The following is a 12,926-nucleotide window of genomic DNA, read 5'->3' on the forward strand; positions in this document are numbered from 1 at the left end:
CGGAAGAACTGCTTCAGATCCTCGTTCACCCGCGCTTGAATGCGATCGTATTGCGCCTCGGCACCCGACGCGAACTCGAAGCCGAGAGAGCTACCGCCTTTCTCGATCGCTCGCGATCCGACGTTGGAAGTCAAGATCACCAGCGTGTTGCGGAAATCAACTGTGCGCCCTTGAGAATCCGTCAAGCGTCCATCCTCTAGCAATTGCAGCAGCAGATTGAACACGTCTGGGTGCGCTTTTTCCACCTCGTCAAACAGCAGCACCGTGTAAGGCTTGCGTCGTACGGCTTCGGTGAGTTGTCCCCCGTCGCCATAGCCAACGTAGCCCGGAGGCGAACCAATCAGCTTCGAGACAGTGTGCGCCTCCATGAACTCCGACATGTCTAGTCGGACCATTGCTTCCTCCGAGCCGAAGAAGTAGGATGCCAGCGCCTTTGCCAACTCCGTCTTGCCTACGCCCGTCGGACCGGAGAAGAAGAAGCTGGCGATCGGACGATTCGGACTCTTCAGACCCACTCGTGCCCGACGCAGCGCCCGCGACACTGCCATTACGGCTTCGTTTTGTCCGATCACACGCTCGTGCAATGCGTCTTCCAGGTGCAGCAGTCGCTCGGATTCGGTCTCGGTGAGCTTGCTCACTGCAACACCCGTCCACGAAGCGACGATGTGAGCAATGTCGTCTTCGGTGACGCGGGCAGTGGGAAGCGGAGGCTGAGAAGCAGGTTGGTCACCGCCTCTGATCTGCGCTTCCAGTTCGAGTTCACGATCGCGCAGCTTGCCCGCTTCGTCGAAGTCCTGCACCCGCACGGCTTCGTCTTTTGCCTTCGCGACTTGGCGCAGTTCTTGCTTCAGGTCACGAGTGGCAGAACGATAGCTGTTTGCAAGGCGAACGCGCGATCCGGCTTCATCGATCAGGTCGATCGCCTTGTCTGGCAAAAACCGATCTGGAATGTAGCGAGCCGACAGCTTCACCGCTGCTTCAAGTGCTGCATCCTCAATGTGAACTTTGTGGTGCTGCTCGTAGCGATCGCGCAGTCCGTAGAGAATTGCGATCGCGTCTTCTTCGGTAGGTTCGCCGACCATGACCGGCTGAAACCGTCGCTCTAGAGCAGCATCCCGCTCAATGTACTGACGGAACTCGTTCAAGGTGGTTGCGCCGATGCACTGAATTTCGCCGCGTGCTAAGGCAGGCTTCATCAGATTCGCGGCGTCCATGCCGCCTTCGACGCCACCGCCACCGACTAATGTATGCACTTCGTCAATGACTAGAATGACGTTCGGATTCGTGCGGATCTCTTCCAAAATCCGCTTCAGTCGCTCCTCGAAGTCACCCCGAAACCGAGTGCCTGCGACTAGCGATCCGACGGCTAGGCTGATCACCTGCTTATCTTGAAGCAAATCGGGCACGTCGCCGTTAACGATTCGCTGGGCAAGTCCTTCGGCGATCGCCGTCTTACCCACGCCCGGTTCGCCAATCAAAATCGGGTTGCTCTTGGTGCGCCGACCCAGAATTTGTACCACGCGCTCGACTTCGGTGTGGCGACCAATCATCGGATCGAGCTTGCCCTCGATCGCCATCTGGGTCAAATTCGTGCCAAACTCTTCCAGGGTTGGGGTTTTGGTTGCAGAACGGGCAGCAGGACGATCGGACTTTCCGCCTGCCGCAACAGTTGCGGTATCGCCCATTGCTTGCAGGATCTGCGATCGAACCTTGGCAGGCTCAACGTCGAGATTCTGTAGAACTCTGGCGGCAACGCCTTCAGCATTCTGGGTTAGCGCCAGCAGTAAATGCTCTGGCGCGATGTAGTTTTGACCTAGCTGGTGCGATTCTTGTAGGGCTTGCTCAAACAAGCGCTTCACCCTAGGGGTAAAGGGCAACTCCGCCGGAACAAAGCCCGCTCCTCGACCAATAATCTTTTCTGCTTGCGTCCGTGCGGCGTCTAGCGTCACACCTAACTCGCTCAGCACTCGGGCTGCGACGCTGGTTTCTTCCCGAATCACGCCTAAAAGAACTTGCTCGGTCCCAACTAGGTTATGCCCCAAGCGACGTGCTTCTTCTTGAGCTAGCATGACCGCCTTGATGGCTTTTTCGGTGAACAGTTCAAACATGGATGGTTCTCCTTCCCCGCTGCGGACAGCGCGAATGAAACAATGAGAGTAGCTGGGACAGTGCTGCTAGGTCGCTTCGTCTAGCAGCCCGTGTGAACTTATGTATCATTAAAGCTAATCTATCGTTTCCATTGCCTATGCCGCAGTGAGGAAAGCCGTACAGTTGCTACAGGAAGTTACCCTAAGGAGCTAGGGCTTGAGGACTAGAAACCATCACGATCGACTGCCGCTACCCCTCGAACGCTGCAACTTCAACAGCAACGGAGGCGTGCTGCGATCGCAGCACGCCTCCAACGAGGCTTGAGACTCAACGGCTAATACGCTCCGTTGCCCTTAGGAAAAACCACAACTCCGATCGTTTTAACGATGATCCACAGATCCATCCAGAACGTGCGGAAGTTGACGTAGTGCATGTCAATCTGAACGCGGCGTGGGTATGGAATGTCGTTGCGTCCAGACACCTGCCACAGCCCAGTGATACCTGGACGAATACTGAGTACGCGATCAGCAGACTTGCCGTAGCGAGCAATCTCGTTGACGACGACAGGGCGAGGACCCACGACGCTCATATCCCCCATCAGCACGTTCCAAAACTGGGGGAACTCATCCAGACTCGTGACGCGCAAAATTCGACCAATCCAGGTAATCCGGGGATCGCGGCGCAATTTGAAGCTATCCTGGAATTCTCGACGTAAATGTGGCGAGGTTTCCATCAGCTCCAACAGCATGTTATCGGCATTGTGTACCATTGTCCGAAACTTAATGCAGCCAAAGCGCCGAGAGTTCTTGCCAACCCGCTCCTGAACGTAAAACACAGGACCGGACGAACTGAACGCAATCAGCAGAATAATCAGCAGATACAGCGGAGAAAAGAGAATTAGAACCGCAAACGAAAACAGAACATCGAACAATCGCTTGGCAAGCGCGCCATCAAGGACGTTCAGTAGAACCCCTAATATGCCGCGCTTAGAGAGCGCACGCACTAGCTTGCCGGAACCGAGTTGACTTTCGGCAGTCATTTTACTCCTTCATATCCACACCACACACAGTCCTGATCATAAGGCCACTGACCCGTTCTAGGTAGGATTTGGTTCCAACTCCGGGAGAATTTAGAAAAACCGGGTTGAAGGGACGATCGCTAAAGAGACGTTCAGACCTCTAAGATGATCCACCCAAGGTTCGCAAACCTCAGGCATTGAAGGAGAGTATCTACATTCTGATCGATTTCTTAACTGTGTTTCAGTTAGCCATTTAACGGTTTAGCCTTCAGTGAATCGCTCAGCCCGAGATTTTCGTGGAATGCGTCATAGCACTGACCCAAAAACGATAAATAGCGCTGCTGAAACACAGCAGGACTAAACGATCGGGCGTGCGATCGGGCGATGTCAGGGTTGAACTGTCCCTGGAACTGCTCAAATATGTTTACCGCCTCGATTAGCGCGGCTTCGGTCTGCTGGTGAAACAGCACTCCAGTTCCGTTCTCGCCGTGCTGACGAATATCCCGAACCGTTTCCGAGGTGCCCCCGTATCCGTAGGCAAGAACGGGCGTGCCGCACGCCTGCGCCTCAACTGGAGCAATGCCGAAATCCTCGTAGGCGGCATAGACAAAGGCTTTTGCCTCTGCCATGTAGCGATCGACCACTTCATTTGGCTGCCAACCCAGCACCTGCACGGTCGGTCCTGCGAGTTGGCGAATCATCTTCAGTTCAGGTCCGCTGCCAATCACAACCAGCGATCGTCCCAGTTGATTAAAGGCGTTGACAATGAGAGCGATGCGCTTGTAGCTGACCAAGCGAGAGACGGTCAGATAAAAGTCCTGTTTCTGAGCTTGAAAGGGAAAGCGATCGGTGTCTACTGGCGGGTAGATGACTTCGGCGGGACGGCGGTAATAGCGCCAGATGCGGCGCGCTGTGTGATGCGAGTTGGCGATGAAGTAATCAACTCGGTTGGCCGACAGCGCATCCCACTGGCGCAGAGAATGCAGCAGGTAGCGCGTTAGGACGCCTTGCGGACCGCGCCCCATAACGCTGCTGCGGAGGTAGTCGAAGGTGAGATCCCACGCATAGCGCATTGGTGCGTGGCAGTAGCAGAGGTGTAGCTGGTTCGGTCCAGTTAGGACGCCTTTGGCAACGGCGTGAGACGACGACAGAATTACGTCATACTTGCGTAAATCGAGCTGTTCGATCGCCAGCGGCAAGAACGGCAGATACTTCTGCACGCCGTTTCGCGCCAGAGGAAAGTGCTGCAAAAATGTAGTGCCAATGCTGCGTCCATACAGATAGCTCTGGGGATTGGTCGATTCAAAGTCAATCAGCGCGTAGAGGTCTGCGTTGATGTGCTTCAGGATCTCCTGCACCACTAGCTCTGATCCCCCCGTTGCTTTGGGAGTCAGCCATTCGTGGACCAGCGCGATCTTGTGTGGACTCGGAAACGATCGTTCGTCTGTCAATTGATTCAAAGCCGCTGCCTCACACCCATCTGGATTTTAAATTCCTGATTTTAGATTAGACCCCCCGGTTCCCACTGCTCCATTCATTTAGAAGGCAGCGCAGCGCCACCAATCTGCATAAATTCATCCCAGTGAGTGCGGCGATCGCGTCCCATCAATGGAAGCATGGAGGCAGACAGTTTGCGCGAGCGGGGCGAGAACACTATGTCAATGGACATCAGTCTAGGACGGGAAGTGTGTGGTGATTTGGCAGTAGCGGAGCCGCGCGAGTGGCTGGTAACGAATGGGATTGGGGGCTATGCGGCGGGAACAGTCCCTGGTCTACTAACGCGCTGCTATCACGGCGTTTTGGTGGCTGCACTCAAGCCCCCACTGCAGCGGACACTAATGCTGGCAAAGCTGGATGACACTGTGTTGTATGGCGATCGCTTCTATCCGCTGCACACCAATCGGTGGGCAGATGGCTCAGTCGGACCCCACGGCTACCGCTACATCGAACGATTTTCGTTAGAAGACACGATTCCGACTTGGCGCTATGCCTGTGCAGATGCCCTACTAGAAAAGCGTCTGTGGATGCAGTCTGGAGAAAACACGACCTACATTCACTACAGTCTGCGACGGGCCATCAGTCCGCTGATTCTGACGCTGAAGGCGCTGGTGAACTACCGCGACTACCACAGCCGCACTCACGCGCAAGACTGGCAGATGGAGATTACGCCGATCGAGCACGGCATCTCGGTGTCTGCCTTTCCAGACGCCGTTCTGCTGCGGGTGCTGAGCGATCGCGCCGAGGCGACTCTTGCCCACGACTGGTACTACGGCTTCGATTTGGCAGCCGAGCGGGAGCGGGGACTGGACGATCGCGAGGATCACCTCCATGCGGCAACGTTCCAGGTGACGCTCCACCCCGGAGAAACCGTGACCTTCGTTGCCAGTAGCGAACCCAAAGCCAGCCTTGACGGGGAAGCCGCTCTAAAAGTTCGTCGCGCCCACGAGCACAAGCTGCTGGGACTGTGGCGCAGCAGTCGTCCGGTGGAGCTTAAAGCGTCAGGTTTCGTCAATCGGCTAGTGCTGGCGGCAGATCAGTTTTTGGTCGATCGTCCGTCTGCTGATGAGGGGCATGGCAAAACCATCATCGCGGGCTATCCCTGGTTCAGCGATTGGGGACGCGACACAATGATTAGCCTGCCAGGACTAACGCTGTGCACGGGTCGCCCGGAAATTGCTCGCTCAATTCTGCGCACCTACAGCCGCTACATCAGCCAGGGAATGCTGCCAAATCGCTTTCCTGATGCAGGTGAGACGCCAGAGTACAACACCGTAGACGCAACGCTGTGGTACTTTGAGGCGCTGCGATCGTATTACAGCGTCACCGAGGACGAGGATTTAGTTCAGGAGCTTTTTCCAGCAATGGCAGAGGTGATCGACTGGCACTGTCGCGGCACCCGCTACAACATTCACCTAGACCCGGCAGACGGTCTACTCTACGCAGGCGAAGCGGGCGTACAGCTTACCTGGATGGACGCAAAAGTGGACGACTGGGTCGTAACGCCGCGCATCGGCAAGCCCGTAGAAGTCAACGCCCTGTGGTACAACGCTCTGCGAACGATGGCAAAGCTGGCGCGGCAGATCCACAAGCCGCATCAGGAATACGAGGCGATCGCCGATCGTGCCTTAGCGCGGTTCAGCCGCTTCTGGAATCCCAGCGTGGGCTACTGCTACGATGTGCTGGATGGTCCCAACGGCGATGACGACGCCCTGCGCCCGAATCAGATTTTTGCCGTGTCGCTGCCGGAAAGCCCGCTAACCCCAGTGCAGCAGCAGGGCGTTGTCGCTGCCTGTGCTCGATCGCTGCTTACGTCGCATGGACTGCGATCGCTAGATCCCGCTCATCCCCAGTACACAGGACACTACAGCGGCACGCCGCTCCAACGCGATGGTGCCTACCACCAAGGAACCGTTTGGGGCTGGCTCATAGGTCCGTTTGTCCAGGCGCACCTGCGCGTTTACAATCAGCCGACCAAGGCGCGGGAGTTTCTGGAGCCGATGGTGAATCATCTCCAAGCGGCTGGTATGGGTAGCCTGAGCGAAATCTTTGAGGGGGATGCTCCCATGATGCCAAAGGGCTGTATCGCTCAGGCATGGACGGTAGCAGAAGTGCTGCGGGCTTGGCTGGCTACTGGTGATTAGAAATTAATCACCAGTAGCCAATGCCTCGTTCTTAACTAGTGCAGCGTCAGCACTGAGATTAGGGTGATAGTCGAGAGTTTAGACCTTCGGTTTGCAAAACATTGGAGGTCTTGGGGAGCGCTTAGAAACTGACGATCCTAAAATTAAAAATTGACAAAGCACGAGACTGAGAACTGGCATAACGAATAAGCACTCAAGTTCCCGTACTGCCAATTACCCCTTCTACTAGCCAACTCATTTTTTCCAGCTCCGTATCTTTCTGTTTGAACTCCTTGCCTGCCGGAATCACCACCTTGCCCGTATTGTCTTTTAGCTCACCCTTGTAAATCACCAGCGCATCTGCCATCAGCTGTTCCTTGGCAGCGTCGGCGTCTTTTTTGGCTTTCTCGCTGACCGCAGGACCGTAGTCTGAAACCTTAACGAAGCCATCTTTCAGACCGCCCCGGACCAAATGAGGAATGCTGCCGTCCATTAGCGTCTTGCCGCTTTGAATCAGTTCGGCATAGCTGGCGTAGATCTTGGACCAATCCCACTCAGCACCCGTCAAATACCCTTTGGGAGCCAGCTTCGCTTGATTAGTGTGGTATCCAGTGCAGAAAATGCCGCGCTTCTCAGCCGTTTCCATAACTACTTTGGGACTATCAACGTGGCAAGTAATGACGTCAATTCCCTGGTCTGCCATGCTGTTTGCGGCTTCAGCTTCTTTCACGGGTAGCGACCAGTCACCCGTAAACACGACTTGGGTCGTCACCTTTGGGTTGATGCTGCGAGCACCGAGGGTGTAGCTGTTGATGTTGCGGACGACTTGCGGAATTGGCTTAGCGGCGATGAAACCGAGCTTGCCGCTCTTGGTCATATTTGCCGCGACGATGCCCGCAACGTACTGTGCTTCGTCAATGTAGGCGAAGTAGCTACCGACGTTTTTAGGAGTTTTGCCTTCTTCGTAGAGTCCACCTGCGTGGAAGAACTGAACGGTCGGATTGCTTTTCGCCACCTCTAAAATGTGCGGGTCGAAGTAGCCAAAGGATGTGGGAAACACGATCGTTGCCCCGTCCTGGTTGATCATGCTTAGCATTGCTTCCTGCACGTCCTTTGTTTCTGGAACGCTAGCTTGATCAACCGTTTTCACGCTCGCCAGTTTGCCAACGCCTTCTTTGCCCTCGAAGTGCGCCTGGTTCCAGCCGTAGTCGTCTTTTGGACCGACATAGATGAATCCCATCGTCACTTCTTTAGCCGCCACGGGCGATCCTCCCCCGGCGGCTGGACTCGTGCCGCTCTGTGGCGCTTCAGCCGTGGGAGCACAGCCTGCCCACAGCCGAGAGGTTGCTCCAAATGCTCCAGCGGCTAGTAGTCCTCGGATGACTTTACGACGGCGTAAATAAAGTGGATGCTGATTACTCACAGTTGACTCCTCTAAAACAATTGACTCGGTACATTACATTTATCAGTGCAATTTAAGCAGTTTAGTGATTCCATTACGGACACTCATTTTTCATTGCCGCTTAACTTGGTTTTGTAATTTCAAATACAATCGGCTGATTTTACAGATTCGCGCAGTCCTGCGCGATCGAGGTTCTGACCAAAATCTAGGATTGTGCGGCGATTCACAGCACAAAATCCGGAGAGCGCCTACGCTTAACAAGAGAGTGAACAAAGGTAAGGGACGCATGGCGCACTACGACTGGATTGTGGTGGGAGGTGGAATTACAGGGTCAGCACTCAGCTATGAACTAGTGCAGCAGGGATTTTCGGTGTTGCTGATCGAGCAGCACTCCACGCTACAAGGCGGAACGCGCTTTGGCTACGGCGGCTTGGCGTACTGGTCGGGCACCACAGAGCTGACTCGGCAGTTGTGTGCCGAGGGCATTGAGCGGCATCGATCGCTCTCCCAAGAGCTAGACAGCGATACTCAGTTCCGCGATGGCGTGCTGCTGCTGACGATTCGGTCAGATAGCAACCCGCAAACGATCGCTCGAACTTATGCACAGTTTGCGATTCCGCCGCGTCTGGTGTCGGTCCAAGACGCCTGCGAACTGGAGCCGCTGATTGCTCCGCAGGCGATCGCGGGAGCCTTGGTCGTACCCCACGGTCGCGTCAATCCCGAAGCGGTGGCTAATGCCTATGCCCGCGCCTTCTTGCGAGCTGGCGGCACTCGTCACATCGCGCAAGTAACAGAATTGCGGCGCGGAGATGGGTTGCAGATTACTGGAGTTGTGTGTGGCAGTGAGACGTTTGCCAGCGCCAACGTTGCGGTGTGTGCTGGGGCGCTGAGTCGATCGCTGCTGAAAGCCGCCAGAATTCCCGTGCGTCTCTACTTTACCCACGCGGAACTGATCGAAACACCGCCGATCGACCTGCGCCTGCAAGCCCTGGTAATGCCTGCTGAAACCCAGCGCTTCGAGATGGAAGCGGCTGCCACCGCCGCGGAAGTCGATCCACTTTGGGACGAACCTGGACACGAACCCACTGCCCCAATCTTAGATGCGGGCGTCGTGCAGCTCGTGAATGGGCAACTCCGGATTGGGCAAATCAGCCGCACGCTCACCGACCCCACAGCCACGATCGACGCGGCTGAAAGTGAAGCCGCTATGCGACGGGGTATTACTGATGTGTTACCTGCGCTGGAGACGGTACCGGGAACGTGGCATCGCTGTCTGGTGGCGTTTAGCCACGATCGTCTGCCGCTGATTGGCGCTATTCCGGGCGTTAAAGGCGTGCATCTGTTCTCTGGATTCAGCAATCCGCTGGTGCTGGTGCCGCCGTTAGCAAGCCGATTTGCAGCTCATGCAGCCGGGCAGCGAGATGAGGCGATCGAGCAGCTATCTCCAGGTCGATGGCAAATGACTCACAACGCCACATGAACCGCTTTGTTGCTCACCCTTGTACGTTTGGACGCGCTTTTGGCGGCTGTCGTTTTGCTGTCGGCTTGACTAGACGAATGGACTTTAGCGACTGAAGCGCTGCCGCTGCCGCTTTGCTAACTCTGCCATCGGGGTGCGTCTGCGCTTGCTGAAGCCACGGTAGCACCGCCGGAGACCGGACTGCTCCCAGCGACGCGATCGCCGCTACCCGCACGTCAATCTGTGAATCCTGACTCAGCCTGCCCAGCAGCGGAACGATCGTGGCGGTTTCACGAGCGACGGCACGCCTGCCTAACGTCTCCGCCACCGCCACTCGAACAGCGCTATCAGAATGGTTGGCGTAGCGAGTCAGGTAAGCGACAGACTGGGTCGATCGCAGTTGAGCGATGGTATCTGTCTCCTGCGCCGAACCTGACGCTTCTGAGGCTGAGGCAGGCTCCAACGGGTCATGGGCACTGGAAGCTTCCGGGGTTGGGTCGGTTACAGGTGCGGGAGCTGTGGCTGCCTCTAGCTCTGCCAACTCTTCATCGGACAGCCAGGGATCGGGAATCATCGGCTGCGGTGACGCAATCGCGGGCGCTGCGGCGATCGGTGAGGACGCTGTCGGGGCGCTAGGGGGTTCCTTTGCCGCAGGCTGAATCGCAGGGAGCGCTGGGACTGGAGGTTGAGCAACTACCACAGCAGGCGGCTTTTGTTCAACCTTGCGCTTTAACCCCACTCGGTAAGCGGCTCCCAAACCTCCCGCCACTGCCACAATGCTGAGAAGTCCAATTAGCGCTTCCATATCCTCTCTCCGCTCTCTGTAAGTTGCTTCATTTGACTGTAACGACCCTGCCATAGACCGAGTTTGAAACGAATCTTGTTGTGCCGCTTGCTCAAGCACCCGCCCCGCCTGACAAGCCAGATGCGGGCATTCTAACTCTGTAAGCGGTTGAGACCTGCTCATCAAACCTTTATGCTGCGACACTCCACGATCGTCCTGACTCTATTCACGCTGCTGCTGAAGAGATCCGCACTGGCACAATCGCCACAGCCGTCGCAGTCGAGCCGATTCTGGACATTGGCACAAGATCTTTATGCTTTGGGGTGCTGGGAAATCAGCCTGGACGATTAATATGACCCCTATTAGCCAGCAGTACATCCACTAGCTCCACAAATCCGTTGCCCTCTGCGGCGCGAGTCCTATAGCTTGGCTGATGCGTTAACTGATCGGCGAACTCCTGCACGTTGGCGACGCCAACCGCCAGCGGAAATCGGGTGGGGTCGAACAGGCTTTCGTCATTGGGGCTGTCTCCCACCGTGATTACCTGAGCCGGATCGCACGTGGGAAAGTGCTGCATCAACACCCGAAGCACCCCTGCTGCTTTATCCTGCTGCGGCAATTTAATGTGACATTGAATGGTGCTGTAGGTGAAGCCCCAATTCCACTCGCGGCACTGAGCTGCGATCGCCCTCACGTTGTCGATCGACAGTCCCGCAATATCAAAGGTCCAGTCGGTCAGGCGGAAGCGGTTGTCAGTCGATTCTTGAAGCTGTGGAAACTGGGTTTGCAGATGCGCGAACACCTGCGCCAACTGCTGTCGGTGCTGCGTTAGATCGACGATCAGCGATAAAACAATCGGGTCGGTGTCTTTGGTGTACGCGACGCCGCCGTTTTCCGCAATTGCGCCCCAGACAGGCAGGTAATTCACCAGTCCGCTCACCCAACCCGCCGATCGTCCCGTTACAATCAGCACGGGAATCTCTGCCGCTGCGAGTCGCTCAAACGCTTGCAGCAGTGCGGCAGTGAATTTGCCTGCGATCGTCAGGGTGCCATCCATATCAGTTGCAATCAGCCGAACGGCTTTGAGGTGATCGATCGCCGCAGGTGCAGAAACGGGTGTAAATGCCATGTAGACGGGGGAGACGTTGACGAACCTGTTATACCCGCATACGCCGATTCCCGCGAGGGATCTGCGGCGCAGAATCGTGCCGACCTAAAACTTAAAACCGAATCCCTAAAAATTAAATGCGTCTAACCTCCATTCAGCGAAACGCTCTGTTCATCAACGAAGCAGAACGGGCGGGAATTCACAAGCCAATTTTGGCAGCGCTCTATCAGGTGCAGCAGCAGCCCAAACTGCCCGATGGCGAAACCGGACTGGGTATTTCTCCGGCAAATCGGGTGGCGCTGGAGCAAACCAACCGCTTTACCGCACAGGTTCAGCTCGCCGCCAATACGATTCGCAGCTTGACGAATACGCTCACGATCGAAGGCTGGAAAGGCGAAGCGATTTGGGACCCAAGCGCTGGACGCTACAGCGATCGCTTTCTCCAAACCGTTGCTAGCGGCTTCGTGGCTCCCTCTAGCGATTCCACCGCCGCTCAACTTGAGCGAAGCAGCGCGACGGATCTGGCGCAAGCGTACCTTGCCGATCACAGCGCGGATCTGCAAACGGCAGGATTGGCAAACCAGTCGCTCAGCTTTCTCGACCCGGCACTGTTGACGTTTGTGGAACAGATCGCTCACGTCTACGTGGGGCTTCCCTCTCAGCGATCGGCGCTGCTAGAAGGCGTGCGAGTTTGGCGCAAGTTGGATAGTCACGACGCCGTTAGTGATGCGCTGGGCGCTACAGCCACCTCGATTGAGACCGCTCTGCAACAGAGTGTGCAGCGCTTTTCGTCAAACTATGCAGGCTATCCACATCAGCGAGAGGCGCTCCTGCAACTGGTCCAGCGTTGGCGACAGCTCGATTCGCGATCGGTGACGATCGCCTCCCTGAAGCACAGCACCTCAGCGGAATTCAACCTGAACAGCCTTGATCCAGCGCTGATAGCGTTGATGCAGCGCATTCTCCAGAGCTATGAGGGCAGTGGCGATCAGCGCAATGCGCTGGTGGAAGGGTTTCGGCTTTGGAACCAAATCGACGATCGCTCTGACACGCTCGTTGCACTCGGCATCGATCCGGCTGTGTTTGCTGCTCCCAATCCCTCACAAGCCGACTACGCAAATGCGGCGGCTCAAGCAGACTACGCCCTACTCGATTTTCTGCGCCGCGTCCCCCTCGACTACACGGGCAGCGATCGTCAGCGAAACGCCCTGCTGCACCTGACCCAACTCTGGCAAAACCTGACCACCTCAGAGCAAACGCTGGAGTCGCTGATTGAAGACCTGCGGCGAATGGAGCACGCCCGCCGCGATGGCCCTGATGCGCCGCCTTTACCCACTCCTGCGCCTCCGCCTCGCCGTCCAGAGCGGTGGACTTCCGAGAACCTGAATCTGTTTACCCCCATCGTTCCCAACGGCAGCTTTACCTGGGCAGATGCCACTCAGGGCGG

At 56.3% G+C, this 12,926-nt stretch carries 11 protein-coding genes; 4 read left to right on the forward strand and 7 right to left on the reverse strand.

All coding sequences use genetic code 11. The features are described from left to right. The 4 genes from H6F43_RS04535 to H6F43_RS22620 form a co-directional block, all read right to left on the reverse strand. The coding region (locus H6F43_RS04535; RefSeq protein WP_190341093.1) for an ATP-dependent Clp protease ATP-binding subunit at window positions 1–2,108 on the reverse strand (2,108 nt) is incomplete at its 3' end. Between the two features lie 314 nt (window positions 2,109–2,422). Then, window positions 2,423–3,127, reverse strand: coding sequence for a sugar transferase (locus H6F43_RS04540; protein ID WP_190341095.1), 705 nt, complete (start codon window positions 3,125–3,127; stop codon window positions 2,423–2,425). A 224-nt stretch (window positions 3,128–3,351) separates the two neighbouring features. Next, complete coding sequence (locus H6F43_RS04545) at window positions 3,352–4,566, reverse strand: glycosyltransferase (RefSeq protein ID WP_242025323.1); 1,215 nt, start codon at window positions 4,564–4,566, stop codon at window positions 3,352–3,354. 74 nt (window positions 4,567–4,640) lie between these two features. Further along, the gene (locus tag H6F43_RS22620) at window positions 4,641–4,775 is read right to left on the reverse strand and encodes a hypothetical protein (RefSeq protein ID WP_277879869.1); all 135 of its coding nucleotides are present in this window, start codon (window positions 4,773–4,775) and stop codon (window positions 4,641–4,643) included. On the opposite strand from H6F43_RS22620, the gene H6F43_RS04550 reads away from it, so the two are divergent. Continuing rightward, entirely contained in the window at window positions 4,768–6,747 is a 1,980-nt protein-coding gene (locus H6F43_RS04550) for an amylo-alpha-1,6-glucosidase (RefSeq protein ID WP_190341097.1), read from the forward strand. The genes H6F43_RS22620 and H6F43_RS04550 overlap by 8 nt on opposite strands. A 193-nt stretch (window positions 6,748–6,940) precedes the next feature. Here H6F43_RS04550 and H6F43_RS04555 read toward each other — a convergent pair whose 3' ends face one another. After that, complete coding sequence (locus H6F43_RS04555; RefSeq protein ID WP_190341099.1) at window positions 6,941–8,149, reverse strand: BMP family ABC transporter substrate-binding protein; 1,209 nt, start codon at window positions 8,147–8,149, stop codon at window positions 6,941–6,943. A gap of 244 nt (window positions 8,150–8,393) precedes the next feature. Between H6F43_RS04555 and H6F43_RS04560 the strand changes: the two genes are divergently transcribed. Further along, complete coding sequence (locus H6F43_RS04560; RefSeq protein WP_347272370.1) at window positions 8,394–9,608, forward strand: FAD-binding oxidoreductase; 1,215 nt, start codon at window positions 8,394–8,396, stop codon at window positions 9,606–9,608. A gap of 13 nt (window positions 9,609–9,621) precedes the next feature. Here H6F43_RS04560 and H6F43_RS04565 read toward each other — a convergent pair whose 3' ends face one another. Next, window positions 9,622–10,392: a HEAT repeat domain-containing protein gene (locus H6F43_RS04565; RefSeq protein WP_190341101.1), complete on the reverse strand. Its 771-nt coding sequence runs from the start codon at window positions 10,390–10,392 to the stop codon at window positions 9,622–9,624. Window positions 10,393–10,563: 171 nt separating this feature from the next. On the opposite strand from H6F43_RS04565, the gene H6F43_RS04570 reads away from it, so the two are divergent. Beyond that, window positions 10,564–10,722 (forward strand): hypothetical protein, encoded by a 159-nt coding sequence (locus tag H6F43_RS04570; RefSeq protein ID WP_190341103.1) that lies wholly within the window; start codon window positions 10,564–10,566, stop codon window positions 10,720–10,722. On the opposite strand, the gene H6F43_RS04575 is transcribed toward H6F43_RS04570, so the two are convergent. After that, on the reverse strand, window positions 10,706–11,500 hold the full coding sequence (locus H6F43_RS04575; RefSeq protein WP_190341105.1) for an HAD family hydrolase: 795 nt from the start codon (window positions 11,498–11,500) through the stop codon (window positions 10,706–10,708). The genes H6F43_RS04570 and H6F43_RS04575 overlap by 17 nt on opposite strands. Before the next feature lie 116 nt (window positions 11,501–11,616). Between H6F43_RS04575 and H6F43_RS04580 the strand changes: the two genes are divergently transcribed. Then, the coding region (locus H6F43_RS04580) for a peptidase M15A (protein ID WP_190341107.1) at window positions 11,617–12,926 on the forward strand (1,310 nt) is incomplete at its 3' end.

The sequence above is a fragment of the Leptolyngbya sp. FACHB-36 genome (assembly GCF_014695955.1).
Classification (GTDB): domain Bacteria; phylum Cyanobacteriota; class Cyanobacteriia; order Leptolyngbyales; family Leptolyngbyaceae; genus FACHB-36.

Coding starts and splice junctions, on each gene's coding strand:
- H6F43_RS04540 (WP_190341095.1), bottom strand. CDS start 3,127: ATGACTGCCGAAAGTCAACTCGGTTCCGGCAAGCTAGTGCGTGCGCTC.
- H6F43_RS04550 (WP_190341097.1), top strand. CDS start 4,768: ATGGACATCAGTCTAGGACGGGAAGTGTGTGGTGATTTGGCAGTAGCG.
- H6F43_RS22620 (WP_277879869.1), bottom strand. CDS start 4,775: ATGTCCATTGACATAGTGTTCTCGCCCCGCTCGCGCAAACTGTCTGCC.
- H6F43_RS04565 (WP_190341101.1), bottom strand. CDS start 10,392: ATGGAAGCGCTAATTGGACTTCTCAGCATTGTGGCAGTGGCGGGAGGT.
- H6F43_RS04570 (WP_190341103.1), top strand. CDS start 10,564: ATGCTGCGACACTCCACGATCGTCCTGACTCTATTCACGCTGCTGCTG.
- H6F43_RS04575 (WP_190341105.1), bottom strand. CDS start 11,500: ATGGCATTTACACCCGTTTCTGCACCTGCGGCGATCGATCACCTCAAA.